The sequence below is a fragment of the Novosphingobium sp. SG720 genome, assembly GCF_012275365.1.
Taxonomy (GTDB): domain Bacteria; phylum Pseudomonadota; class Alphaproteobacteria; order Sphingomonadales; family Sphingomonadaceae; genus Novosphingobium; species Novosphingobium rhizosphaerae.
Genome location: NZ_JAAZQN010000006.1, coordinates 289,364 through 314,013 on the forward strand (window position 1 = coordinate 289,364; position 24,650 = coordinate 314,013).

At 65.5% G+C, this 24,650-nt stretch carries 21 protein-coding genes and 1 pseudogene; 9 read left to right on the top strand and 13 right to left on the bottom strand.

The features are described from left to right. The first annotated feature begins 1 nt into the window (after position 1). Entirely contained in the window at positions 2 to 475 is a 474-nt protein-coding gene (locus tag FHW94_RS19610) for a sarcosine oxidase subunit gamma family protein (protein ID WP_246866296.1), read from the top strand. A gap of 195 nt (positions 476 to 670) precedes the next feature. Then, complete coding sequence (locus FHW94_RS19615; protein ID WP_168557521.1) at positions 671 to 2,020, top strand: MFS transporter; 1,350 nt, start codon at positions 671 to 673, stop codon at positions 2,018 to 2,020. Between the two features lie 4 nt (positions 2,021 to 2,024). On the opposite strand, the gene FHW94_RS19620 is transcribed toward FHW94_RS19615, so the two are convergent. Beyond that, positions 2,025 to 3,086 carry an SDR family oxidoreductase gene (locus FHW94_RS19620; RefSeq protein ID WP_168557522.1) on the bottom strand — a complete coding sequence of 354 codons (1,062 nt, stop codon included), beginning with the start codon at positions 3,084 to 3,086 and terminating at the stop codon, positions 2,025 to 2,027. Between the two features lie 122 nt (positions 3,087 to 3,208). Here FHW94_RS19620 and FHW94_RS23430 point away from each other — a divergent pair, with 122 nt between their 5' ends. From FHW94_RS23430 to FHW94_RS23630, 5 genes are all read left to right on the top strand, one after another. Further along, positions 3,209 to 3,595, top strand: a complete 387-nt coding sequence (locus tag FHW94_RS23430; protein ID WP_168557523.1) for a helix-turn-helix domain-containing protein — start codon at positions 3,209 to 3,211, stop codon at positions 3,593 to 3,595. Between the two features lie 90 nt (positions 3,596 to 3,685). After that, positions 3,686 to 4,687 carry a magnesium chelatase ATPase subunit I gene (gene bchI, locus FHW94_RS19630; protein WP_168557524.1) on the top strand — a complete coding sequence of 334 codons (1,002 nt, stop codon included), beginning with the start codon at positions 3,686 to 3,688 and terminating at the stop codon, positions 4,685 to 4,687. Then, a complete protein-coding gene (locus tag FHW94_RS19635; protein ID WP_349237565.1) occupies positions 4,671 to 6,431 on the top strand; it encodes a magnesium chelatase subunit D in 1,761 nt (586 codons plus the stop codon). Before bchI ends, FHW94_RS19635 begins: the two co-directional genes overlap by 17 nt. Continuing rightward, entirely contained in the window at positions 6,428 to 7,306 is an 879-nt protein-coding gene (gene bchO, locus FHW94_RS19640) for an alpha/beta fold hydrolase BchO (protein ID WP_168557525.1), read from the top strand. Before FHW94_RS19635 ends, bchO begins: the two co-directional genes overlap by 4 nt. Then, on the top strand, positions 7,303 to 7,425 hold the full coding sequence (locus FHW94_RS23630) for a hypothetical protein (RefSeq protein WP_282599604.1): 123 nt from the start codon (positions 7,303 to 7,305) through the stop codon (positions 7,423 to 7,425). Before bchO ends, FHW94_RS23630 begins: the two co-directional genes overlap by 4 nt. A gap of 340 nt (positions 7,426 to 7,765) precedes the next feature. Here the strand turns inward: FHW94_RS23630 and FHW94_RS19645 are convergent, their stop codons facing one another. From FHW94_RS19645 to FHW94_RS19665, 5 genes are all read right to left on the bottom strand, one after another. Then, positions 7,766 to 9,484 (bottom strand): amidohydrolase, encoded by a 1,719-nt coding sequence (locus tag FHW94_RS19645; protein WP_168557526.1) that lies wholly within the window; start codon positions 9,482 to 9,484, stop codon positions 7,766 to 7,768. A 33-nt stretch (positions 9,485 to 9,517) separates the two neighbouring features. Further along, complete coding sequence (locus FHW94_RS19650) at positions 9,518 to 9,880, bottom strand: cupin domain-containing protein (protein WP_168557527.1); 363 nt, start codon at positions 9,878 to 9,880, stop codon at positions 9,518 to 9,520. A 26-nt stretch (positions 9,881 to 9,906) separates the two neighbouring features. Beyond that, positions 9,907 to 11,247 (bottom strand): FAD-binding oxidoreductase, encoded by a 1,341-nt coding sequence (locus FHW94_RS19655; protein WP_168557528.1) that lies wholly within the window; start codon positions 11,245 to 11,247, stop codon positions 9,907 to 9,909. Further along, complete coding sequence (locus FHW94_RS19660; RefSeq protein ID WP_168557529.1) at positions 11,244 to 12,692, bottom strand: APC family permease; 1,449 nt, start codon at positions 12,690 to 12,692, stop codon at positions 11,244 to 11,246. Before FHW94_RS19660 ends, FHW94_RS19655 begins: the two co-directional genes overlap by 4 nt. A 71-nt stretch (positions 12,693 to 12,763) precedes the next feature. Then, a complete protein-coding gene (locus tag FHW94_RS19665; RefSeq protein ID WP_168557530.1) occupies positions 12,764 to 15,091 on the bottom strand; it encodes a TonB-dependent receptor in 2,328 nt (775 codons plus the stop codon). Between the two features lie 327 nt (positions 15,092 to 15,418). Here FHW94_RS19665 and FHW94_RS19670 point away from each other — a divergent pair, with 327 nt between their 5' ends. Next, positions 15,419 to 16,459 (top strand): AraC family transcriptional regulator, encoded by a 1,041-nt coding sequence (locus tag FHW94_RS19670; protein WP_168557531.1) that lies wholly within the window; start codon positions 15,419 to 15,421, stop codon positions 16,457 to 16,459. 61 nt (positions 16,460 to 16,520) lie between these two features. Further along, a pseudogene (locus FHW94_RS19675) lies at positions 16,521 to 17,477 on the top strand (IS481 family transposase). 412 nt (positions 17,478 to 17,889) lie between these two features. Here FHW94_RS19675 and FHW94_RS19680 read toward each other — a convergent pair. The 7 genes from FHW94_RS19680 to FHW94_RS19710 form a co-directional block, all read right to left on the bottom strand. Continuing rightward, a complete protein-coding gene (locus tag FHW94_RS19680) occupies positions 17,890 to 18,315 on the bottom strand; it encodes an MFS transporter (protein WP_349237566.1) in 426 nt (141 codons plus the stop codon). A 6-nt stretch (positions 18,316 to 18,321) separates the two neighbouring features. Beyond that, positions 18,322 to 19,197: a phosphate ABC transporter substrate-binding protein gene (locus FHW94_RS19685; protein WP_168557533.1), complete on the bottom strand. Its 876-nt coding sequence runs from the start codon at positions 19,195 to 19,197 to the stop codon at positions 18,322 to 18,324. A 14-nt stretch (positions 19,198 to 19,211) separates the two neighbouring features. Continuing rightward, positions 19,212 to 20,762 carry an acetolactate synthase large subunit gene (locus tag FHW94_RS19690; RefSeq protein ID WP_168557534.1) on the bottom strand — a complete coding sequence of 517 codons (1,551 nt, stop codon included), beginning with the start codon at positions 20,760 to 20,762 and terminating at the stop codon, positions 19,212 to 19,214. A 3-nt stretch (positions 20,763 to 20,765) separates the two neighbouring features. Next, on the bottom strand, positions 20,766 to 21,623 hold the full coding sequence (locus FHW94_RS19695) for an aldolase/citrate lyase family protein (protein ID WP_168557535.1): 858 nt from the start codon (positions 21,621 to 21,623) through the stop codon (positions 20,766 to 20,768). A gap of 17 nt (positions 21,624 to 21,640) precedes the next feature. Next, positions 21,641 to 22,636 carry a protocatechuate 3,4-dioxygenase gene (locus FHW94_RS19700; RefSeq protein ID WP_168557536.1) on the bottom strand — a complete coding sequence of 332 codons (996 nt, stop codon included), beginning with the start codon at positions 22,634 to 22,636 and terminating at the stop codon, positions 21,641 to 21,643. 141 nt (positions 22,637 to 22,777) lie between these two features. After that, positions 22,778 to 23,620: an amidohydrolase family protein gene (locus FHW94_RS19705; protein ID WP_210425765.1), complete on the bottom strand. Its 843-nt coding sequence runs from the start codon at positions 23,618 to 23,620 to the stop codon at positions 22,778 to 22,780. A 2-nt stretch (positions 23,621 to 23,622) separates the two neighbouring features. Beyond that, the gene (locus FHW94_RS19710; RefSeq protein ID WP_168557537.1) at positions 23,623 to 24,648 is read right to left on the bottom strand and encodes an amidohydrolase family protein; all 1,026 of its coding nucleotides are present in this window, start codon (positions 24,646 to 24,648) and stop codon (positions 23,623 to 23,625) included. Positions 24,649 to 24,650 lie beyond the last annotated feature (2 nt).

Sequence of the window (24,650 nt, forward strand, 5' to 3'; positions counted from 1 at the left end):
GATGATCGTTGGCGATGCAGGCGATGTGCTGGCGCTGGAACTGTGGGATGGTGCTGGCGCCGGGCCGGTGGCGGCGGCCCTGGGCTTTGCCCTGCCGGCGGCGGGATGCAGCGCGGGCGACGATGTTTGCCGGGCCATGCGGTTCGAGCCCAATGTCTGGCTGGTGGAAGGCAGCGGCGTGGATGCGCGCGCCCTGGCCGCTGCGGTGGCGGGCCATGGCGCGGTAACGGCGATTGGCGGCGGACTGGTGCGGGTGACTTTGTGCGGGGCTGCATGGCGCGCCCTGTTGATGCACGATGGCGTGTTCGATGCCGAAGACGTGGGCTTTGCGCCGGGGCGCACGGCGGCGACGGTGATCGCGCATGTGGCGGTGCGGCTCCATGTGGTGCGCGAAGATCGCTGCGATGCACTGGTGCCGACCAGCCTGGCGGATGGGTTGCTGGCGCGCTGGCGGCAGGTGGCGGCCGGGGTGTGATGCGGTTGCGACAGGCTGCGTGGGGGCTTTGACAAGCTCAGGGCGAACGGGGGGAGAAGTTGATTGATCGAATCCGAGGTAACGGAAAACCTTGGAATGCTGCTTTGCCGGGGCAACAAGGCCGGGCTTCGGAATGACGGGAAAATGCGTGTATGGGCAGGCCTGCATTCAAATGGCCGCCGGGGAGAAACGAGCATGCGCGATGGTGAAGCAATCCTGCCCCCGGCACCCCCGGTGATCGGCCAGAGCGCGGCGGAAGCGGCGCGGCAGTGGTATGTGCTGGTGCTGCTGTCGCTGGTCTATGCGATGAACATTGCCGATCGCTATGTCATCACCACGGTAATGGAATCGATCCGGCTGGATCTGAAACTGACCGATTCGGGCGTGGCGCTGCTGACCGGCGTGGCCCTGGCGCTGTTTTATGTGACCATCGGCATTCCGGTTTCGGCGCTGGCCGACCGGTTCAGCCGGCGCAACATCATTTCGGGCGCGCTGCTGCTGTGGTCCGGCCTTACCGTGCTGACCGGGCTTTCTTCCACATTTGGCCAGATGCTGCTGGCGCGGATCGGGGTGGGGATTGGCGAGAGCGGGGGCACGCCGCCTTCCACCTCGATGCTGGCGGATTACTTCCGCCCGGCGCAGCGGCCGGCGGCGCTGACGGTCTATGCCCTGGGTTCATGCCTGGGGGCATGGATCGGGGCGGACGTGGCCGGGCGCGTGGCCGATTTGTATGGCTGGCGCCATGCGTTCCTGGCGCTGGGCGTGCCGGGCGTGGGGCTGGCGGCGCTGATCTTTTTCACCGTGCGCGAACCGCGCCGTGGGGCCATGGATGCGCCGCGCGCGGCCGATGCGCCGCCGGCCGCGCCGCGCCTGCCGTTGTGGCGCGCGCTGGCATTCCTGCTGCGCCAGCGCGCCACCATGCACCTGATGATGGGCGGGGCGGTGACGGCGCTGTGGGGCTGGGGCCTGATGTGGTGGACGCCCACCTATCTGCAACGCGCCTATGGCCTTTCGGCCGGGCAGGCGGGCGAGATCCTGGGGCCGATGCACCTGATCGCCGGCAGCCTGGCGACGGTGGCCACGGCGGTGCTGATGGCCAGCCGCGTGATGGCCGATCCGCGCCGCGTGCTGATCCTGATGGCGGTGGTCGTGGCGGTGATCACCGTGCCATCGTTCTTCATCTATTGGACGCATGATCTGGGCGTGGCCAAGGCCTGCCTGTGGCTGTTCGTGCCGGCGATGTATTTCTACATCGGCCCCTCGTTCGGCCTGTTGCAGAACATCGTGCCGGCGCAGATGCGCGCCACCGCCTGCGCATTGACGCTGCTGATGGCCAATATCGCCAACCTGGTGATCGCGCCGCAGTTCGTGGGCCTGGTGAGCGACCACGTGGCCGGTGGCCACGGCGCGGACGCGGCATCGCTGCGGGTGGCGCTGCTGATCCTGGCGCCCACCGGGCTGTGGGCCGCGTGGCATTACTGGGCCGCCACGCGCGGCATCCTGGCCGAACAGGCGCGCGCCACCGCAGGCGATACGCTGGGTTGAGCGCCTAGGGAATCAGCCGTTCGGCGCGAAGCTGGCCGAACAGGTCGAAAAAGGCAGCATCGGTCCGCTGGTAGGCGGCAAAGCCCAGCGCGCGCGAGCGGGCCATGTCGGTCACAACCTCGATCGGGCGGCCCAGATCGGCATCGGTGTGCCAGGGGGAGGCGAGGCGGGCGAGATCGGGTTCGACCAGTCCTTCGCGTGCGGCGATGGCGCGCCAGGCCGGGGCATCGTCGGCCATCTGATCGGCCAGGGGGCGCACGGTACCATCGAACGCGGCCGCGTCGAGCCCGAACCATTGCGCCAGGCGCGGCCACATCCAGCGCCAGCGGAAGACATCGCCGTTGGCGCAATTGAACGCCTGGTTGGCGGCCTCTGGCGTGGTGCTGGCCCACAGCAACTGGTGGGCGAGCTGGCGCGCGTCGGTCATGTCGGTCAGGCCGTTCCATTGCACCGCCGATCCGGGGAAGCGGAACGGGCGGCCCAGTTCGCGGCACAGCGTGGCATAGACGGCCAGCGTGGTGCCCATGTTCATGGCATTGCCCACGGCCTTGCCGATCACCGTGTGCGGGCGATGCACGCTCCAGGCAAAGCCATCGCGCGCGGCGGCGGCGAAGAGTTCGTCTTCCTGGGCATAATAGAAGTTGTCGATCGGCAGGCGCGGCTGGTCTTCGCGAAACGGGGTATCGGGCAGGTTGCCCTGGCCATAGGCCTCGAACGGGCCGAGATAGTGCTTGAGCCCGGTGACCAGCGCCACGTGGCGCAAACTCTTCGACCGCGCCACCCCGTCGAGCAGGTTGCGCACCATGGCGGCGTTGACGGCAATGTTTTCCCGTTCGGTCGGGCGGCGCAGCCAGGTGGTGATGAACACCGCATCGGGCGCGTGGCCGGCCAGGGCGGCGGCGGTGGCGGCGCTGTCGGTCAGGTCTGCGGCAACGGGTTCGACGCCGGGCAGCGGCAAGGGATTGCGCGCCAGGCCCAGCACGCGCCAGCCCCGGGCGTGCAGCAGGCCGGCAATGGCCTGGCCGGTGATGCCGGTGGCCCCGGCCACAAGGGCAGTCTTGGTCATCGATGGTTCCTTGTCGGGCAAAAACGTATAGTTGGGATCAGGATGGCAAGGCGCCAAGAAGGCACCATTTGGTGACCACCCACACCCAGCGGGCACGGGGCCGAGACGAAAGGAATGCAGGCGTGATACCGGGCAGCCCGGAAGAGGAATGGCGCGAGGACTGTGCCCCGCGCCGCATCCTGGAACTGTTTGCCACGAAGTGGACCAGCATGGTGCTGCACACGCTGCATGCCCGCCACGGTGGCACGGCGCGCAGTGCGGCCCTGCTGCGCAGCCTGCCGGGCATTTCCAAGAAGATGTTTGCCCAGACGGTGCGGGAAATGGAAGCAAGCGGCCTGATCGCGCGCACCGTGCGCGATGCGGTGAACCCCCCTGAAGTGGATTATGCGCTGACGGCGCTGGGCCGCCGCTTCGTGGAGCCGGTCGAAGCGCTCTATGGCTGGGCGCGCGACAATGGCGACGCACTGGATGCTTTGGCGCCGCGCATCCGCTCGCGGCGGCGCGCCTAGGGGCAATTCGCGCCAACCCGAGAAATCGGTCGGCTGGCCCATGCGATTTTTCTTGTCCTTACACACATTGATGTCCAATGTGTTGGACATATGGCGCGCTTCCCCTTCTCTGCGATCGTCGGCCAGGACGAAATGAAGCTCGCGCTGCTGATCGCGGCGGTCGATCCGTCGATCGGTGGGGTCATGGTGTTTGGCGATCGCGGCACCGGCAAATCCACCGCCGCGCGCGCCCTGGCAGCGCTGTTGCCGCCGATCCAGGTGGTGGAAGGCTGCCGGTTTGGCTGTGCGCCGGGCCATGCCGGCGCGTGTCCCGGCGTTTGCACCGGGGGCAAGGCGGTGAAACGGCCGGTGCCGTTCGTGGACTTGCCGCTGGGCGCCACCGAAGATCGCCTGCTTGGCGCACTCGATCTGGAACGCGCGCTGCGCACCGGGGAGCGCGTCTATGAACCGGGCCTGCTGGCGCGCGCCCATCGCGGTTTCCTGTACATCGACGAGATCAACCTGCTGGAAGACCACCTGGTCGACCTGCTGCTCGACGTGGCGGCATCGGGCGAGAACGTGGTGGAGCGCGAAGGCCTTTCGGTGCGCCACGCGGCGCGGTTCGTGCTGATCGGCAGTGGCAATCCCGAAGAAGGCGAATTGCGTCCGCAATTGCTGGACCGGTTCGGCCTGTCGGTGGACGTGCGCACGCCCAAGGCGATCGAGGATCGGGTGGAGATCATGCGCCGGTGCGCCGCGCACGATGCCGACTCGGCCGCGTTTGCGGCGCATTGGGCGCAAGAGGACGACAAGGTGCTGCAGCAGATCGCGCGGGGGCAGCGCAAGCTGGCCAGGATCGAGGTGCCCGATGCCCTGATGGCCGATGCCGCGGGCCTGTGCAGCGCGGTGGGGGTGGATGGCTTGCGCGGCGAACTGACGCTGATGCGCGCCTCGCGCGCCTATGCCGCGCTAAAGGGGGCCAAGGCGGTGCGCCGCGAGCATCTGGTCGCGGTGGCGCCGCTCGCCCTGCGCCACCGCCTGCGCCGCGATGTGCTGGACGAAAGCGGATCGAGCGCGCGGATCGAGCGCGCCCTGGTTGAGCATCTGGCATGACCCGGTATCGCTCATGAGTGGCGCGCTGGCGGATGCGCTGTTGGCAGCGCGCCTGCTGGCCCATTCGCCCGCGCCGCTCGGTGGCCTGTGCCTGCATGGGGGCGGCCCGGCGGCAGACCGGGTGCTGGCCGCGCTGGCGGCGCTGATGCCGCCGGGCACGCCGTTTCGCCGCCTGCCCGGCCATATCGACGAACAGCGCCTGTGCGGCGGGACTGACATCGCGGCGAGCCTGGCGGCGGGCCGGCTGGTGCGGCAGCGCGGCTTGCTGGAAGAAGCGGCGGGCGGCGTTCTGGTGGTGCCGATGGCGCAGCGGCTGCGCCCGGATGTGGCCGGGCGCGTTGCCCAGGCGATGGACGGGACCGGAGATCAGGCCGGCGCCTTCTTGCTGGTGCTGCTGGATGATGGTGCGCCGGGGGATGAGCGCCCGCCAGCTGTGCTGATGGAGCGGATTGCCTTTGATCTGTGCCTGGCCACGGTGCGGCCGGCCGACCTGGCCATGCCGCTCCCTTTGCCATGGCCTAGGCGCGGCGAAGGCGCGGTGCTGCCGGCGCTTGACGATGCCGCGCGGGGGGCGCTGGCGGCCACGGCGGATGCGCTGGGCATCGCGTCCATGCGCCCGCAGCTGCAGGCCTGCGCCGCGGCATGTGCCCATGCCGCCTTGATGGGCGCGGCGGTGGTGGGGCACCCGGATGCAGAGATCGCGGCGCGGCTGGTGCTCTCGCCGCGCGCCACGCAGGTGCCGCCCGAAGCCGGCGCCCCGCCGCCAGAGCCGCCGCCCGCGCCGCCCCCCGATGCGCGCGCCGAGGAACCGACGGCCGGCGACGCGGATGGCGAGAGCGCCACGTCCGACATTCCCGAAGCGCTGGTGGTGGAAGCCGCACGCGCGGCGATTCCGCCCGACGTGCTCGATCGCATGGCCGCCGGCCTGGGGCGGCAGGCGCGCGGCAGCGGCGGTGGGGCCGGGCGGCGCATGCGTTCGGCCCGGCGCGGCCGGCCTTTGGCCGCGCGTCCCGGTACGCCGGGCGGCGGGGTGCGGCTGGCCCTGGTCGACACGCTGCGCGCGGCGATCCCGTGGCAGCCGCTGCGACGCGACGATCCCGCGCCCGAAGGGGCGGGCCCGATCCGCTTTCGCCGCGATGACTTGCGCGTGCGCCGGTTTGAAGAACGCAGCATGACGGTGACGGTGTTCTGTGTGGATGCGTCCGGCTCCACCGCGATGTCGCGCCTGGCCGAGGCCAAGGGCGCGGCGGAGCTGATCCTGGCGCAGGCCTATGTCAAGCGGTCGGACGTGGCGGTGGTGGCCTTTCATGGCGAGGGGGCGGAACTGCTGCTGCCGCCGACCCGCTCGCTCACCCGCGCCAAGCGCGCGCTGGCGGCGCTGCCCGGCGGGGGCGGCACGCCGCTGGCCAGCGGCCTGGCCCTGGCGCGGCAGGTGGGCGATGCGGTGGGCGCGCGGGGGGCAACGCCGCTGCTGGTGTTCCTCACCGATGGCAGCGCCAACCTGGCCCTCGACGGCACGCGTGGCCGCGCGCGGGCGCAGGACGATGCCTTGTTCGCCGCGCGCGCGATCGCCACCGCGGGCCACGATGCGGTGGTGATCGACATTTCGGCGCGCCCCCGGCCCGAGGCGGCACGGCTGGCCGATGCCATGTGCGCGCGCTATCTGCCGCTGCCCTGCGCCGATGCGCGCGCGTTGCACGCCGCAGTGGCGGTGGCGGCGGCGGGGCCGGGGGCACGGGCATGAGCGGCGCGCCGCGCTGGGACGGGGAGGGGCGCTGCTGGCCGCACCACGCGGCCAGCCGCTTCGTCGCCACGCCGGGGCTGGTCTGGCACGTGCAAGTGATGGGGGCCGGCCCGGTGGTCTTGCTGATCCATGGCACGGGCGCGGCCACGCATAGCTGGCGCGGCGTGATGCCCGTGCTGGCGCGTGATTTCACCGTGGTCGCGCCCGATCTGCCGGGCCATGGCTTCACCCGTGGGCGCCCGGCGGGTGGCCTCACGCTGCCGGCCATGGCGCGCGCGCTGGCCGATCTGCTGCGCGCTTTGGACCTGGCGGCCGCGTTGGTGGCGGGGCATTCCGCCGGAGCGGCGATTGCCCTGCAATGGGCGCAGGACGCGGGCGGCGCACTGCCGGTGATCGGCTTCAACCCCGCGCTGATGCCGTTTCCGGGGCTGGCAGCGCAGCTGTTTCCTTCGCTGGCGCGGATGCTGTTCGTCAACCCGCTGGTGCCGCGCCTGCTGGCGGGCATCGCGCGCCTGCCCGGAGAGCCGGAGCGCTTCCTCAAGCGCGCCACGGGATCGACCATCGATGCGGGGGGCCTTGCCGCCTATCGCGCGCTGCTGGGCTGCCCGGCGCATTGCGCCGGGGCGATGGAAATGATGGCGAGCTGGGATCTGGACGCGCTGCGCCGCCGCCTGCCGGCCATGGCCATGCCGGTGCACCTGGTCCACGCGCGGGCAGACGTGGCCGTGCCGCTCCACACCGTGGAAGCCGCCGCCGCCCTGCTGCCCCACGCGCGCCTCACCGTGCTGCCCCACCTGGGTCACCTCGCCCACGAAGAACGCCCCGACCTTGCCGCGCAGACCATCGCGGCGCAGCTGCAGGAGAGCGTGGCATGACCGGCTGGATCGAAATCGTCTTCACCGCCGCCGTGGCGATTGGCTTTGGAGTCTATCAACTGTGGTCGGTGAACCGGGAGATCCGGCGCGACCGGGACAGGCGGGATCGGGGGGAGTAGCGGGCTTGCGAGGAGGGGGCGGGGTCAATAGCGCCCCCCTTCGCGCCCCCGCGTGGAACCGTTTTTGCAATCGGAGACGCGGAGGATGGGGTTGGTGACGCTCTGATTACGACCAGAGCCAAGAGAGGACTCAAAAACACTCACATTTCTCGCAGAAAACTGCTGTTTTGGAGGACGTCCAGAAGCGATACCCTCTTCGATACCCTGGAACTTATTATTGGACAGGTTCGAGTCCAAACGGCTGGGAATCGCTGATTTGCATCACCGTTTCGCAAAAGCTACCAAGCGGTGCGGCGTTCGGATGCATTGCACTTGCGCACCTCCTCGCGGTAGCTTTCCTTCAGGCGGCCGGTTGTGTGTAAACCACCTCGCCTTCAATGATCGTCATCAGTACCTTTGTGTCGTGGATCTGGGTGATGGGTACTGCGAAGATATCGCGGTCGACGACAACGAGGTCGGCACGCTTGCCGATCTCGATCGTTCCGCTGCGGTCGGCCGCGTTCATGTGCCGGGCGGAATTGATCGTGAACAGATCGAAGGCCTGCTGCAGGGTGATCGCCTCGGCGAGGCCAACCGGCTCGCCACTGCCGCCCGGGCCGCGCCGGGTGACCAGCGTCTCCATCGCCAGCCACGGATTGACCGAGGGCACGACATTCCAGTCCGATCCGGGGATGACGAATACCCCGGCGTCGAGTGCCTCTTTGACCGGGATCCAGCGCTTCATGCGCTCGGGGCCGACGGCTTGCTGCACGCCCCGCACGATTGGGGAATCGAACCAGATATAGGGCGAGAACTCCAGCGTGGCGCCGATATCGCGCGCGCGCACGAAATCGCCGGGAGTGACGAAGCTGTTGTGGGCGACGTCGTGCAGCAGGCCGGAGAAGCCGTTGGCCTTGCGCGCTGCGGCAATGGCCTCGAGGCTTTCGTGCACCGCCGCGTCGCCCGCGGCGTGCAGCTTCACGGTGAAGCCCATGGCATCGTAGCGGATGACGTCGCGGGCCAATTGGGCCGGGGGTATCATCAGCAAGCCGTTGGGCCGGTCGTCGTGCGGTACGCCGGGATCCTGCCGATAGGGATCGAGCATGGCGGCGGTGTGGCTGTCGTTGGGCACGCCGTCGGTCAGGATCTTGATGCACGTCGGTGCGAAACGCGCGCGGGCATAGACCTGGCGATACGTGATGACGTGCGGATCGGTGGAGATCAGGCAGCCGCGAACGAATGGCTTGAGCTTGCCGGCGTCGGCAAGGTCGGCATAGGCTTGGGCGACATCGGTGGTGACCAGCGCATCGTCGAAAGCGACGATGCCATACGACATCATCTTGTCGAGCGCCCACTGCAGGGCCCGGACATTGTCGGTCCGACTGGCGGCGGGGACTTTTTCGCGGGCAAGGAAGGCTGCGGCTTCGCGCAGGACGCCGGTGGGCTCGCCACGCGCGTCGCGATCGATCACCCCGCCTTTGGGGTCGGGCGTGTCGCGGTTAATTCCGGCCAGCCGCAGCGCCGCGCTGTTGACCCACGAGGCATGGATCGAGACATCGGTGAGGATGACCGGGTTGTTCGGGGCGATGGCGTCGAGCAGGGCCTTGTTCGGTGCTGCCCCCAGCGCAGCGGGTTCATAGGCCCGCCCCACGACCCATTCGCCCGGCTTCTTCGCCTTGACGCATGCGGCGGTCGTGGCGAGCAGGCGCTCCATCGTGCTGTCCGGCGCGATCTGGCACTGCATTTCGGCCGTGCCGGCGGACATCGGATGGACGTGCATGTCGTGCAGGCCGGGTAGGACGGTCTGGCCGTGCAGGTCGATCATCCGCGCGTTGGCGGCGGCACTGGCCTTGGCGCGTGCATCATCACCCAGCGCGACGATGGCACCGTGGCTAGACGCCACCGCGCTGGCCCAGCCCGAAGGCGTCAACACGTGGCCGTTATAGAGGACCAGGTCGGCAGGCGGCGGGGGCGCCACCACCCCGGCGGCGGCAAGCTGGGCGTAGGCGCTGCCGGCACCGGTGGCTGCGGCGGTGGCAAGAAGGGCCAGCACGGTTTTGACGAGAGGGTATCGCGACATGGCGCAAGTGTCCTTGAGACGAGGGGGTGCGGATCAGGCGACGGCGAGGTAATGCTTGACGAACAGGTCGGACTGCACATCCCACACGATCGCGGTGCCCTTCTCGACGAACCAGCCTTCGCCCGCGGTAAAAGTGCGGGTTTCGTCGGTGGCCTCGTTGGTCAGCGATACCGTGCCGGCGACCACGACGGCGTGTTCGTTGAACGGATAGGTCATCCGGAACCGGCTGCGGCTGACGCCGAAATACGCGGCGTGGAACGGTGCCTCCGGGGTTCCTGCAGTGATCTTGCCGAAGGCCGCGCCGTCGCCGGCGAGCAGTTCGGACCCGAGGTCGACCACCGTGCCCCAGGGGTCGAGGTCGGGGTGGGCATCGGTGGCAAAGGGGAACAGCGACATGGTAGAACTCTCCTGGAAAGGGCGGTTCAGCGGCGACCGTTGAAATAGCCAGCGAGCTGGTGCCAGGTCTTGGCGGCGCTCAGCAGCGCGGGGGCGAACTGATCCTTGCCGAGAATCGCGGCGTGGGGGATCGAGCGGATCAGGTCGTAGCGGGCCGAGCCTTCGCTCATGCCTTCGGCCAGCACCTTGCAGACGATGTGCGAGGGGGTCACGCCGAAGCCCGAATAGCCCTGGACGTAGAAGGCATTGGGACGGCCGGGCAAAGTGCCGATCTGGGGGAACAGGTTGGCGCTGCAGGCCATCGGCCCGCCCCAGGCAAAGTCAATCGCCGTGTCAGCCAGGAACGGGAAGATCTCCAACATCAGCTTGCGGTTCCACGCGGCGAAATCGCGCGGGACGTATTCCAGCCAGCGCGTCGCCGAGCCGAACAGCAGGCGGTTCTCGTTGGTCACGCGGAAATAGTTGATCACCGGGCTGATGTCGCTGAACGCGCCGCGGATCGGGCTGATGCGCTCGGCGATTTCCGGCGAAAGTTCCTGCGTGGCGACCTGGAACGAATAGGTGTTGATGGTCTTGGCGTGGATCGCCGGCTCCAGCTTGTCGAGGAAGCTGTCGCACGCCCACAGCACCTTGTTGGCGCGCACGGTGCCCTTGGGCGTGCGCACGGTAATGCGCGGGCCGTAATCGACCGACTGCACCGTGCTGTGCTCGTATATGCGTGCGCCGTGGCCCGCCAGTGCCTTGGCCTCGCCGAGCAGGAGGTTGAGCGAATGGACATGGCCACCGCCCATGTGCTTGATCACCGCGTCGTAGCGATCGGAGCCGATCACCGTGTGCACGTCGGTGCCTTGGAGCAGTTCGATGTCCTCGTCCGGTTCGGCTTCGACGAATTCGCTCAACCACTTGTGCAGAGTGCGGGTCTGGCGCGCATTGACCGAGAGGTAGCCATAGCCACGGCACAAGTCGGCATCGATGCCATAGCGTGCTATGCGCTCGCGGATCACCCCGGCGCCCAGCGTCGCGATGTGGAACAGCGTCTCCATGCCTTGCGGGCCGACATGGCGCGAGACCGCGTTGATGTCGTGGCCGATGCCAGCCATGACCTGCCCGCCGTTGCGGCCCGTGCCGCCATAGCCGAGCACCCTGGCCTCGAGCACGGCGATGTCGGTGATGCCCTTCTCGGCCAGTTCGAGCGCGGTGTTGATCCCCGAGAAGCCGCCGCCGATGACCACCACGTCGACGTCGAGATCTTCCTCGAGCATCGGGAACGATAGGTCGTACTTCTGGGTGGCCCGATAGTAGTTGGGCGCGTCGAGGCGCTTCCAGAGGTTGTCTGGCCCGGGGGCGTTGGCAAGTGGCAAGTTCATGCTTCGTCTCCAAGAAGTCGTAGGGCGGCATCCCGCCCTGGGCGAGCGCGCCGGCAGGCGTGGGCGCGCCATGCGCCAGCCAGTCCGATCAATGCGAGCACGGCCGGAAAGGAATGCAGGGCAGGGCTGTCACTGCCGGCGAGCAGGGGAAGGTTGGCAATCACGCAGGCAAGGCAGGCCGCGAGGCCGAGGCCGGCGAGGGCCGGGGAAACCAGTGCCACCCAGCGTGGGGGGCGGTCGGGCAGGTTCCGGAAGAAGCGTATGATCGCAACGCAGACTACCACCTGGATCGCCAGGATGCCCATGACCGCGAAGGCCGAGGCCCAGCCGAAGACCACCGCATAGGGATCCACCCGCAGCAATGCTGCGCCGCCAACGAGGGCGCTGGCCATGGCAGCCTGGACTTTGCCGGCGGCGATCGGCGCGCCGTGCGCCGGATCGACTCTGCTGAGTGCGCGTGACAATAGGCCGTCGCGGGCGAGTGCCAGCAGGTAGCGGTTGATGGAACTGTGCAGCGAAAGCGCGCAGGCGAACAGGCTGACGATCAGCAGGGCGCGCATGAGCGCGGTCGCCCACCCGCCGAGCACGTCTTCGGCGGCGCGGAAATAGAACCTGTCGAGCCCGCTGGCGGCGATCGCCGTCACCCGGTCGGGGCCGTAGTACTGGGTGATCGACCAGGTCGAAAAGGCATAGAAGACCATGATCCCCCCGACGGCGAGGTAGGTGGCGCGCGGGATGCTCGTCCTTGCCTCGCGCGCCTCTTCGGCGAACAGCGCGGTGGCCTCGAAGCCCATGAACGATCCGATCACGAAGACCATCGACACGCCCAGTCCCTTGCCCAGCACGATACCCGGCGCAAAGATGTCGAGGTTGACCCCGTGTGACCCGGCGTGCAGGAGGCTGCCGAGATCGAGCAGGAGCAGGATCGCGATCTCGGCTACCATGCAGACACCCAGGATGTTGCCGCTCAGCTCGACATGGCGGCGACCGACGAGCATCACCACGGCGACGATCGCCCCGGCCCAGGCCCACCATGGCAGCGTCAGGCCGAGTGGGCCTGCGACATCGCCGATGTAGACCCCGGCCAGCGCAAGTATCGACAACTGGATCGCTGAGTAGGTAGCGATGGAGACCATTGCGCCGGCTGCGCCCATACGCCCGCCAAGGCCCACTGTGATGTATTGGAAGAACCCGCCGGTCGAATGGATGCGGGTGCTCATTGCGGTGAAGCCCACCGAAAAGAGCAGGTATAGCAGGCCCGCAACAAGATAGGTCCCCGGTACCCCGGCGCCGTTGCCGAAGGCGAAGGCGGCGGGCGATGCGCCGACCACCGAGGTCAGCGGCGCCGCGGCGGCGACAACGAAGAAGACGATGTGGCCCACGCCGATCGAACCTGTCAGCCGGTCGTGGGGCGCGTCGTGCATCCTGGCTTGCGATCGTTCCATGCAGATGGTCCTTGATCCGTGTTTTCTGCGGTCGGTGGTCCGCTGTCCGGCCACGGGGGCCGGACGCGGCGTCAGAAGCGGTAGGACGCGGTCATGCCCCAGGTACGGGGACGGTTGGACATGGAACGGTATAGCGAGGAGCGTGTGTTGTCGCGCTGGCGGGCGATCCAAGCGTTTTCGTCGAGCAGGTTGTTGACGAACGCCGACACATCGATGCCATCGAGCCGCAGGCCCGTGCGCAGCGACAGCAGGTGCGTGGCGGGCACGTTGCCGATCGTGGGGTCGGCTGTGCCGTTGGCAGGATTGAGGCTGGGGGTGATCGCGGCCTGATGGCTCTTGAAGTTGTAGTCGAGACGCAGGTAGCCTTCGTGTCCGCCAAGCACACGGCGGGTGTATTCACTGTGCAGCGCCACGGTCCACGGCGGCGCCACCACGGCATCGCCGGCGCTCACCACCGCGCTGGTTGCGCTTGGGCCGGCGAACACGGTCTTCTGGAACGTGGCGTTGGTATAGCCGACCGCTGCCGAAACCAGCAGGTCCGGCGTTACGTTCACCTGCACGTCGAGATCGAAGCCACGACTGCGCACCGAGCCGAGGTTGCCGGTGAACTGGAAGCCACAGCTGTTGAGGAATACGTTCTGCTGGATGTTGTTCCAGTTGACCTGGTAGGCGCTGGCCGCCAGCTGGACTTTGCCGCCGAACGCCTTGTTCTTCGATCCGACTTCATAGCTCCACACCGAGTCCGAGTTGTAGAGCGCCGGACGGTCGGTCAGGCCCAGGCTGGCGAGGTTGCCGCTGCACGGTAGCCCGACCGCCGGATTGTAGCCACCGGGCCGAAAGCCCTTGGAGACGGTTGCATAGACGAGGTTGTTGCGGTCCGCCTGGTAATTCAAGCCGAATTTGGGCGTCAGCGGGTTCTCCTTCTGGACCCCGGAGTCGACGGTCTTCGGGCCGACCACGGGACCTTGCGCCATCGCCGAAATCTCAAACTTCGTGTGGCTGTAGCGCAGCCCGGCGGTGAAAGTGAGGCCTTCGATCAGGCGGTAGGTGGCTTCCCCGAAGACGGCGTACTGGGAATCGACCGAACGGGTTGCCTGGTCGTAGATCAGGCGACCATCGATCAGCGACTGGCCGAAGATCACGGTGTAGGGGACGCCAAATGCGCTCAGGATATAGGCCGGGAAGTAGGTGTCCGAGACTTGTTGCAGCGCAGTCTGCCGGTTGCGCGACCAGAAGCCGCCCACCACCCAGCGCAGCCGCGCGTCCGTATCGTTCGATTGCAGCCGCAACTCGCCGGTGTAGTTCTTCTGGCTGTTACGGTAATTGCTTTCGGCATGCTGCCCGGGAATGGTCGGCAGCGAAATGCCGGTAAACAGGCTCTGGTTGAAGGTCGTATAGTCGACCGTATTGCGGGTGCTGCGGTCGAAGTAGGAGGCATTGGCAACCAGGCGCACCGGCCCCATGTCGTAATCGACGTTGAGCGCGGGCAGGTAGAATTCGTCGTGGGAAGGCTCGGCGCCCGGCTGATCGTTGATGTAGCGGTGCGCACTGGGATCGGAGAGGGAATCCCAGTAGAACGACGATCCGTGCGAGTAGGTGTTCTGATAGAAGATTGAAGGCGTGATCGTCAGCGTCTCGATCGGTGCAAAGGCCAGGGCGAGGCGGCCGGCGTAGCTGCGCTCCCAGTTGTCGTTTTGGCTGACGGTCGCCTTGGTATCGAAGTTGCGCCGATCGACGTAGCCACCATTGCGGCGATAGTAGCCGCTGGCGCGAAAGGCGATCTTGTCGGCAACCAGCGGGCCGCCGAGCGCCGCTCCCGCCTCATAGGACGGGGCGCCGCTCTCGGTGAACGCCACCTCGCTGCGCAAATAGCCGCTTTGGCGCGTCATGTCGGGCTTGGGCGTGATGAAGCGCACCGTGCCGCCTTCCGATCCGGCGCCGAACAGTGTGCCTTGCGGGCCGCGCAAGACTTCGACCCGGTCGAGATCGAAGATGATCGGATAGGCATTGCCACCGCCATAGCCAAGCGAGCGGATCTGGATCGGGGTGTCGTCGATGTAGATTCCGGTCGTGGCCGCCCCGGCGGTGGAGCTGATGCCGCGGATGGCGATGTTCGTGGCGCGGCTGGTGGTCTGGAACACGAGGCCCGGAGTCTGTGCGACGATGCCGCCGACATCGCGAACGCCGGTCTTGTCGAGCGAGGCCTGGTTGTAGGCGCTGATGCTGATCGGAACGCGGCTGGCTACCTGCGCCGAACGCGTGGCGGTGACAACAATCTCGCCGTCGCTTTCCGAACCGGAGGGCTGGGACTGGTTTGCTCCGTCCGCAGTTTGCTGGGCAAAGGCTGGGCCAGACCACAGCGTGAGAGCAGATGTGCAAAAGAAGAAGATGCGCTTCATGGACGTTTCCCTCATGCTTGCAGTTTTTGTTTTCCTCCTGAACTGATTTTATCATGCCGGTTATTTTAGGTTGTCCGGCAGGAATTGCGCATCAAGCCTCCTTCGAGCCAGATCTTGCGCAAATTTTCGAGACATTATTTTCGAGAATTCATTTCTTCATTCTTGGTCCTGATGTGTTCAAGGTACATGGATCAGCGCCAATCCAGTTGTCAAAATACGCCAATATATTGACTAAATGCGCCAGTCGTCCTAGCTCAGCGATGAAAGCCGCGCGAAGCTAGGGATCCCGCAGCGCGCCGCTCCGGCCGCGAGGGAGCCAAAGAGCCGATGGCACGATCGTCCGAAGCAGAACCCCGGGTGCGGAGCAGCGTTCTCCATTCGGTCACTGCTGCCACACGCGACTGGGCCGTGGCGCAAGGCCGAGCGCCTGCCTCGACCCATGCGCCGGCATCCGATGATCTCTATGCCTGGATCCCGCTGCGCGATTACCTCGCTTTTTTCGAAGGCGCCGCCCAACGCCACGATGAGCCCAATCTTGGCCTCGAACTGTGCCGCCGCTTCCAACCCAGCGCGCTGGGGCCGCTGGGGGTGCTGTTCAGCACGGCATCGAGCATTGCCGATGGGTTTGCGCATCTGAGTGCTTTCCTCGGCGCGTGGCAGGAGGGCACCGACGCGATCTGCGAGCAGGACAAGGCTCTGTTCAGTTGGTCGTACCGGGTTCGCGCGCGCAATCTGCGCGGACTACGGCGGCAGGATGCGCTCTTTACCATCGGCGCCACGATCTGCTGGCTGCGCCTGCGGCTCGGGCCACACTGGCACCCCAGTGAAATCCATTTCGAAGATTCCGCGCCGGACGATGTCTCGCCGCTCCGCCAGTTCTTCAAGGCCCCGATCTATTTCGGGCAGGAGACCAACCGCATCCTGATCGACAATGACGACGCCGGCACGACCTTTCGCGATGCCGCGTCGGCGGTGTTCTTTCCGTTCATGCAACGCCATCTGAGCGACCTGATGGAAGATCGCGGATTGCCCGCGTTCCTCGTCGAGCGCGTGCAGGCCGCGGTCGCCGCACGCCTCGGTACTGAGCCTGTGACGCTGGCGACCATCGGCAAGGCAGTGGGGCTCGCGGAGAGAACGCTGCAGCGCAAACTGGCGCTCAGTGGCACCAGCCTACGCGCGATCGTTCGCGACGAGCGTGAGAGAAGGGCGCGTGAACTGTGCGCAAGGGGTCAGGTCCCGGTAGCCCGGCTTGCGGAGCAATTGGGATACGCAGAGGCATCGAGCGCTTGCCGGGGCATCAAGGCCTGGACGGGCGCGACGTCTGCGGAACTGGGCCGTAATCTGATGAACGGCGTGTCCGAGGTTTAGTTAGGTGTTTGGTCCCAGCATGTGATGGTGTAGATTTATCGCCATCGCAGCGAAGGGAACTATGGGCCAGATTCTTCACGACAGCGCCAAGACCACGCATGCCATTCGAGGCGAGCTACAGCGATCGCAAGCTTCGGTCGCGAGCCTCGCGAAGCGGTACGGGATCAACGAGAAAACAGTCTTGAAGTGGCGGCATCGACGGTCTGTGGAAGATATGCCGATGGGGCCGAAGGAACGCCGCAGCACGGTACTCTCGCCGATGGAAGAAGCCGCCATCGTGGCGCTGCGCGTGCAGGCCCGGCTGCCACTGGATGACGTCTTCGTCGCGCTGAAGGATGTGATCCCGCAGTTGACGCGTTCGTCCCTACATCGCTGTCTGCAGCGTCACGGCATCAGCCGCCTGCCCAAGGCCGACCGCGAGAAGCCCAAGAAGTTCAAAGGTTACGAGATCGGGTATTTCGACATCGCCGAGTTGCGATATGAGGGCGGGAAAGGCTTCCTCTTCGTTGCGGTCGACCGAACCTCGAAGCTGGTCTTCGCCCGTATCTTTCGCCGAGCGACCAAGCTGGCGGCTGCCGCGTTCCTCAAGGTGCTCATCAAGACAGTGCCTTATCCGATCCACACCATCCTGACCGACAACGGTGTGCAGTTCGTCGATCGGTACCAAGGCGTGTCGCACACGTGGATTGGCCACATTTTCGGTCGCTCCTGCCAAGACAACGGCATCGAGCATCGCCTCACCAAGCCGTATCACCCATAGATCAACGGCCAGGCCGAACGGATGGTCAGGACAATCAAGGAAGCGACCACCAAATCCTTCCATTTCGCATCGATCCAGGAACTGCGACGACACGTCGCCGACTGGCTGATTGCTTACAACTTCGCCAAGCAGCTCAAGGTACTCAAGTTCCGAACCCCCTAAGAAGCTGTCGAGGAACTCTGGAAATCAAAGCCTGACATCTTTATCGTCAAACCTGGCCATCACATGCTGGGACTAAACATGCTGCCGCCAGAATGACGTTGGATCGGCCAAGCGGTGAAACACAAGCCGTTGATGAGAGCGCCGCACGCAATACCCCAGCGCCACTGGCGCCCGTATACAGGATTTCTCGAGCAAATACTGGCAGTAGCGTGGTGGCGCCGCCAACCAAAACCGCGATCATGTCAAGCGAGATAGCGCCGAGAAGGACAGGATTGTGCCGGACGAAGCGCAGTCCTTCGCAGATTTGCTGCCACGATCCTGCCCGCACCGGAGAAAGGGCGCGGGGCTTGCGCCTAGCGAGACGATCAATGCCAACGCAAACACCAGTACCAGAACGTTGCACGCCACAGGCGACAGAGTGTAGAGCGAGCAGCCTAACACCGGCCCGGCGATGCCGCCACAGCGGCCGGCGAGCGTGGAAAAGGCCGCGGCCCGTGGCAGCACATCTTTAGGACCGTAACTGGGGCCGAGCGCGTTGATTGCAGGTAGATAATACGCCCGCGCGACACCCTGTACTGCGACATTCGCAAAAAATGTCCGCCAGCGAAATGCGACCGGTGGCCCCCAGCAGCGCTAGTGTACCGACCAGCCCAGTCTGGATGGCCAAGCAGATGCCGACGATGAACCGCCGATCATGGCGATCTGCAATCACGCCCGCGTGAAGAGAGAGGAATGCGATTGGCATGGACTGGACCAGCCCCACGGTGCCCAACTGAGCAGCCGCACCCTTCAGGCTCATATCGGCGCGGGCGATGGCGAAGACTTGCCATCCGATCGCCACGCTGGTGCTGTTTTGCGACAGCATGGACATGAACCGGGCAATCCAGAAGCTACGGTATTGCCTGAAGGCGAACGAATGCGATTTGCTCGTCACACGCGATCAATTCAAGGCCTGCATGGCAGGGGCAAACAGTTCATCGATGCTGAGCAAGCGCGGAATGATGTGTTGTTCGAAGGCCAACTGGATAGCCAGTTCTATTCCTGCGCGATTGGCCTCGAAGCCCATCGGCGGAAACGGAGCGGGGAGCCCTCCTTCGGTCAGATCGCGGCTTTCTCCGATCATGCGATAGAGGTCGCGAACCACCTCGGGCTGTTCGCGCGCAATGTCGGCATGCACGACAAACAGATGGTTGATCGGCACGATGCCGCTTTTCGCGTACCAAGTCTTGGCTGCGTTGTAGGGATCGGGCACGAGCCGCTCCACGCGCGGGTCCTTGGGCAGGTCTACGCCCTGCAGTGTCGCAACCAGTTCGCCATCGAGCATCATCTGGCCAATGTCCGACCCCTTGGGCAGGCGGATGCAGTTGGGCGGATCGGCATATTCCTCCAGGTGCCCTTCACCCACGGTCATGAACGTGACCTTGTCCAGATCGACGCCATGTTCGTGCTGCAACACGCCGCGCACCCACAGGCCGGTGGTTTGGGCATAGGTGCGCACACCCACCTTCTGCCCTTCGATGTCCTTGGGGGCAACGTGGCCCAACTCCTTGTTGTATCCGGCGCAGTGATGCTGGAATCGGCCAGAAATCGGCGCGGGAAGCGCAACCCACGGCTTGCCATAGACGCGCGCCTGCAGATAGGTGACGATTGCCAGTTCGCCGCAATCGTAGGCGCCGTGGCGGAGCATGTCCTTGAAACCGTTGTGCGCCCTGGCCGGGCCGCAAATGTCGAGGTGGAAGAGGTCCGACTTCACGCGTCCATCATGGATGGCTAGGGTTTGCGGGTAGGCTTCGATATTTGCCTTCAGGGTCAACATGAACTCGATCCTGTTCAGTATAGCTTGACTTCGATCAGCCGGGGGCCGGCTTCGCGATTGGCGTCGAGCAGGGCTTGGACAAAGTGTTCCGCAGTTTCGACCCGCACGCCCGGCACGCCCATCGACTGGCTCATGGCCAGCCAGTCGATCGTCGGTCGATCGATGTCGATCATGCCGAGCGCGCGTGCGCCAGGCGCAGCCCCGGCCCCCATGTTCGCGTATTCGGCCTTGAGGATGTTGTAGCTGTTGTTGGCGAACACCACGGTGGTGATGGGCAACTGCTCTCGCGCGTGGGTCCACAAGGCCTGGATCGTGTACATCGCGCTGCCATCACCCACGAGGCACAGCGTTCGGCGATCCGGGCAGGCCAGTGCGGTGCCCGTCGCCACCGGAAGGCTGTAGCCGATCGATCCCCCCAGGTTGTTGATCATGTCGTGCGGGGCCGCACCCAGGGTGTAGCTCATCGATTCACGGCCGCTGGTGAGCGATTCATCCACGACGATCCCGTTTTCCGGAATTCCGGCGCACAGCGCATGCGCAATGCTGATCGCGTCCAGCTTGCCGGTGGGCATGATGGCCTGCGCCGCGGACTGATACCGTAGGCTGGCACGCTCCACGCCCAGCGCTTCGACCAGCATTTCCAGCGCCAGGGTGCTGTCTTCGTCGGCGTCGGCGAGCGTGTGCACGACGGCGTCGGGTGCCTTCATCAGGCTGGGCCGGTCGGGATACGAGAAGAACGCCACCGGCTCGCGGGTTTCGAGCGTGATGATGTGCTTGATGTCCTTGAGGAATGCGAGCGCCTGCGGCACGGCATAGGGAATTCGCTCAAGCGGCACGCGCCCGGCCCCTCGTTCGATCCGGGCGGTGAAGAATTGCGAGCCCAGTCTGCATCCGGTTCCTGCCGCAATCTTGCCGGCCAGTTCGAGCGGCGCGGTGCGGGTGGCCTTGTTGGCAAGGATCAACATGGCCGGCTCGCCTGAACGCAAGGCCTTGGCGATCGCTTCGACCCTGGCCTGGTCAGGCGCCTTGCGCGCTGCTGCAGGGATGCTGGGGGCAGAACTGTTGCCGGCATCCTGCCACGCGGTGTCGCCCGGCAGGATGAGCGTGGCGATCTGGCCAGGATGCTCCGACGCCTTGGCAACGGCGGTGGCCGTGTCCCAGACGATGCTGGTCGAGCTTTCCGCGCGCCTCACCCAATGGCTTAGCGGGCGGGCAAGGCCTTCGATGTCGGACGTCAGCGGCGGGTCGTACTTCAGGTGCCTTGCCGAATGCTCGCCCACGATGTTGACCATCCCGCTGGCGGCGCGCTTGGCATTGTGGATGTTGGCCAGGCCATTGGCGAGGCCGGGACCGAGATGAAGCAACGTGGATGCCGGCTTGTCGCGCATCCGGTACCAGCCATCGGCGGCGCCGGTGCAGACCCCTTCGAACAGGCACAGGACCGACTTGATCCGGGGGTCGTCCAATGCCGCGAGAAAGTGCATTTCCGATGTGCCGGGATTGGCGAAGCAGATCTCGACGCCGGTTTCGGCGAGCGTTTTTACCAGAGCGTTGGCGCCATTCATGGTTCAATACCCCGCCAGTTCGCGGCCCTGGCCCACCACGCCATACGATCGCGAGGGCGCCGACATCAGGAAGCGGAATCCTTCCTGGATGAGCCGGTCGACGTTCTTGGCGCCAACGTGCGGATGCCCGACCACAACCTTGTGCTTGTGGCAGGTGGCCACGATCCGGGCCATGGCGTCCAGCACTTCGGGATGGTCGTATTGCCGCGGATATCCCAGCGCCTGCGAAAGGTCGCCTTCGCCGATCAGGCAGAAGCCGATCCCCGGCACATTGGCCAGGATATCGTCGAGGTTTTCGATCGCCTCGGGACTTTCGATCATCAGGCCGACCACGATCTCGCCATGCGGGGCGAGCGGCCAGACGTCTGCCTTGGTATAGTATTCCGTCTGCGAGACGCCCCAATAGCGCGCGGCCGTGGCCGGGCCGTCGCCGCGCAGTCCCTTGGGTTCGTAAAGCGCGGCGCCCTTGGGTCGGGCATAGCGGCACGATGCGACGACGTTATAGGCCTGTTCGGCGGTCCACACGTGCGGCACGATCACGCCATAAACGCCGCGATCCAGCACTTGCTTAGCCTGAAACTGGTTCATTTCCGCGCCATTGGCGGGAATGCGCGCGATCGGGGTAACCGAAGGAGCGACCGATCCGCTGGCGGCGATTGCCTTGCGGTTCAACATGTACTGCAGGCAGTCGCCCAAGGCGGCCACGTCGTAGGGGTTGTGCTCCATCTCGTAGACCACCCCATCATAGGGGGCGTCGGTAAGTTCGGTCGCGCTTTGCTTGTCGAGCTTGGCAAAGCAGGTGAACGCCGGCTTGCCTGCTTCAAAGGCGCGGATGATGCCGTTCAGGCGGATATCGCTCATCTCAGTGTCTTTCTTGTCTAGTTGGCCGCCCAGTACATGAAGCCCATGCCCTCGCCGGTGCCGGCGGCGGTGCGCCAGCACGGCACGTAGTCCACCAGCGTCATCTCGGCGCCGGTGTGCTGCAGGGCCATCATCACGGTGGAGTAGATCTTGATCTCGGACGTACCCGATTGGTAATAAGAGTCGGGAATGGCAGCGAGACCCTCGTAGTCGTATTCGCCCAGCATTTTGATGACCTTGCGGTCGAATTCCTCGTCATTGACGAAATGCGTGAGGCCTCCGCTGGCAATCACCGCCACCCGCACGTCGGCCGGCCAGGCGAGCAGGGCATCGCGCAGCACGCGGCCGAAATCGATGCAGCGCTGCATCGAAGGCTGGGTGGGCGGATAGAACAGGTTCATCAGTACCGGCACGTGGGGCGGTGGATTGTCCCCCATGATCTGGTGATAAACAAAACTGTAGGCATGGGGCACGACGGGATAGTCGGCCTTCTGCTTCATCTGGCGCTCCATCCAGACGTTTTCTGGCCAGGCGATCAGGTCGGTAAGGTCAAAGCCGTTGGCCTGGAACGCCTGGATCAGATAGGTCGCCAGCTCGGGATGGGCCTGGTGCACGACGTGGTGGTCCGGCGCATAGACCTTGCGCTGCGGCGGTCCGTTGTGCACGTCCTGGCCGGTGTAGACCGCGATCGAGGGCGACATGTCGGGCCAGATTTCCTTCTGGTCTTTGCCCAGAATGATTGCGACATCGACATCGGCGGCAACATAGGCTTCCCGCATCTTGTCCAAGGCCGCGCTGCATCGCGCGACGCGTGCGGTGCGTTCCTCGATCGTCAGGAATTGCGCGAAGGCGCCGCCGCGTTCCGCTTCAAGTTCGGGATACGTCCATGTACGGCCCCGATACCACAGCTCGGGATTGGCCATGTCACGCGGGGCATTGATCAGCCACTCGTCGGGGGTCTGCCCCAACATCCCCGAATGTGGCACTGCCATGCCGAATACGATCTGCGCCACGTTTATTCCCTCGCCCGGTCAATTGGATTGACCTCATTCATAAATCCGGCGCCTTGACGCGCCAATCCAAACAAGCGCAGCGGTGATTGCAACTGGTGCCCCATCGCTGCGTTGCGTTGGGCGTGCGTCAAGCGCGCGTGCTCAGGCCAGCCTTGGATAGAGCGCCAGGGCCGTGCGGCCGAAAATCCAGCTGCGATCCTCTGCGCTCAGCGTGGTCAGGCGGTCTTCGGCCGTTGCCCGTATCTCAGCCAGGCTCCCGGGCGAAGTTGGATAGTTCGAGCCCCACGCCAGGCGCGGCGCGCCAAACGTTTCGACCAGCTTGCCAAACCAGCTGGCGGGATCGGCCCTGCCCTTGACACTGTCGCCCATGATGCGCGGCGTCAGCTTGAGATAGATCGAGGGCAGGGCGGCAAGATCAAACAGCCCCTGCGCCGCGGCATAAGGTGGCCCGTCGGTCGGGTCGGGCCGCGCCAGGTGATCGAGGATGATCGGCACTTTTGGGAACCTGCGGGCAAGCGCGGCAACCTGCGGCAGTCCTATCGGCCCGGTCTGAATGCACATGGCCAACCCGAGATCGCCCATCAGCTCCCAAGCGGGATAGGCGGCTTCATCTTCCAGTTCGCTGGGATCGAAATCCTTGGTGCTGCCGCCGGTGAAAATGCGCAGTCCGCCAAGACCACGTTTCACCCAGTCTGCAATCACCGTGGTTGCGTCGGGCGCGCGAACGTCAACCGAACCAACCGCCAGCAAGCGTTCGGCATGGGCGTTGCAGGCATCGACCACATAGGCATTGTCGAACCCATAGGTCGTCGAACTGTGCACCACCGCCGCCTTGTCCACGCCGGCGGCATTCATCTGGGCAACGAGCGTTTCCACCGTCGAAGGCCGCTCCTGTGACCAGTCCGAGCGTTTGCCGAACAGCGGCGCGGGCGGATAGCGGCCGTCGTCATCGGAAATGACGTGGGGATGGATGTCGACGATCATGCTCAGAGCCCCTTCGCCTTGAGCTGCGCATCCAGCCGCGGGAAGACGCGACGGGCATTGCCTTCGAAAATCAATTGGCGGTCTGCGTCCGTCAGTGCCTCGCACGCATCGACATAGCGCTTGGTATCGTCGAAGTAGTGACCGGTATCAGGGTCCTTGCCGCGCACCGCACCGATCATTTCAGACCCGAACAGCACGTTGGCGGTGGGGATCACCTTGGTCAGCAGCTCGACGCCGGGATGATGATAGACGCAAGTGTCAAAGAAGATGTTGTCGAACAGCCCTTCCAATGGGCGCTGCGCCAGTTCCAGGCTCATCCCGCGATAGCGCCCCCAGTGATAGGGCACCGCCCCGCCGCCGTGCGGGATGATCAGCCGAAGCGTCGGGAAATCCTGGAAAAGGCTGGATTGCAGGATCTGCATGAAGACCGAGGTATCGGCATTGAGATAATGCGCGCCGGTGCCGTGGAAGTTGGGATTGCACGATGCCGCGACGTGGACCATTCCGGGCACGTCAAGTTCGCACATGGCCTCGAACAACGGATACCATTCGCGATCAGTGAAGGGCTTGCCGGTCCAATAGCCGCCGGTAGGGTCAGGGTTTATGTTGCAGCCGACAAAGCCCATTTCCTCTACGCAGCGGCGCAATTCGGGAATGGAATTGGCCGGTGGCGCGCCCGGTGATTGCGGCAACTGGCACACCGGCACGAAATTGTCCGGGTAGAGTTCGCACACGCGCTTGACGTTGTTGTTGGACACTTCGGCCCAGACCAGGCTGGTCTGCTCGTTGCCCAGATGGTGGCTCATTAAACCGGCAATGGGCGAAAACAGCGTGAGATCGCCCTCGCGCTCCTGCTGCAGGCGCAACTGGCCGCTGCCCACGCCTTGGCGGATCTCGTCATCGGTGATGATCGCGTCCTTGGGGGCGGGCGCATTGGCCGGATCGTTGGCGGCGTCGACCTGCCGGGTGCGCCATTCGCGAAAGCGCTGGGGAACGGTGGTGAAGTGACCGTGGCAATCGATAATCATGA

Bases quoted from the DNA above. Each gene is read 5' to 3' on its own strand.
- FHW94_RS19610 (WP_246866296.1), top strand. From the start codon at position 2: ATGATCGTTGGCGATGCAGGCGATGTGCTGGCGCTGGAACTGTGGGAT.
- FHW94_RS19615 (WP_168557521.1), top strand. From the start codon at position 671: ATGCGCGATGGTGAAGCAATCCTGCCCCCGGCACCCCCGGTGATCGGC.
- FHW94_RS19620 (WP_168557522.1), bottom strand. From the start codon at position 3,086: ATGACCAAGACTGCCCTTGTGGCCGGGGCCACCGGCATCACCGGCCAG.
- bchI (WP_168557524.1), top strand. From the start codon at position 3,686: ATGGCGCGCTTCCCCTTCTCTGCGATCGTCGGCCAGGACGAAATGAAG.
- bchO (WP_168557525.1), top strand. From the start codon at position 6,428: ATGAGCGGCGCGCCGCGCTGGGACGGGGAGGGGCGCTGCTGGCCGCAC.
- FHW94_RS23630 (WP_282599604.1), top strand. From the start codon at position 7,303: ATGACCGGCTGGATCGAAATCGTCTTCACCGCCGCCGTGGCGATTGGC.
- FHW94_RS19645 (WP_168557526.1), bottom strand. From the start codon at position 9,484: ATGTCGCGATACCCTCTCGTCAAAACCGTGCTGGCCCTTCTTGCCACC.
- FHW94_RS19650 (WP_168557527.1), bottom strand. From the start codon at position 9,880: ATGTCGCTGTTCCCCTTTGCCACCGATGCCCACCCCGACCTCGACCCC.
- FHW94_RS19655 (WP_168557528.1), bottom strand. From the start codon at position 11,247: ATGAACTTGCCACTTGCCAACGCCCCCGGGCCAGACAACCTCTGGAAG.
- FHW94_RS19660 (WP_168557529.1), bottom strand. From the start codon at position 12,692: ATGGAACGATCGCAAGCCAGGATGCACGACGCGCCCCACGACCGGCTG.
- FHW94_RS19665 (WP_168557530.1), bottom strand. From the start codon at position 15,091: ATGAAGCGCATCTTCTTCTTTTGCACATCTGCTCTCACGCTGTGGTCT.
- FHW94_RS19670 (WP_168557531.1), top strand. From the start codon at position 15,419: ATGGCACGATCGTCCGAAGCAGAACCCCGGGTGCGGAGCAGCGTTCTC.
- FHW94_RS19685 (WP_168557533.1), bottom strand. From the start codon at position 19,197: ATGTTGACCCTGAAGGCAAATATCGAAGCCTACCCGCAAACCCTAGCC.
- FHW94_RS19690 (WP_168557534.1), bottom strand. From the start codon at position 20,762: ATGAATGGCGCCAACGCTCTGGTAAAAACGCTCGCCGAAACCGGCGTC.
- FHW94_RS19695 (WP_168557535.1), bottom strand. From the start codon at position 21,623: ATGAGCGATATCCGCCTGAACGGCATCATCCGCGCCTTTGAAGCAGGC.
- FHW94_RS19705 (WP_210425765.1), bottom strand. From the start codon at position 23,620: ATGATCGTCGACATCCATCCCCACGTCATTTCCGATGACGACGGCCGC.
- FHW94_RS19710 (WP_168557537.1), bottom strand. From the start codon at position 24,648: ATGATTATCGATTGCCACGGTCACTTCACCACCGTTCCCCAGCGCTTT.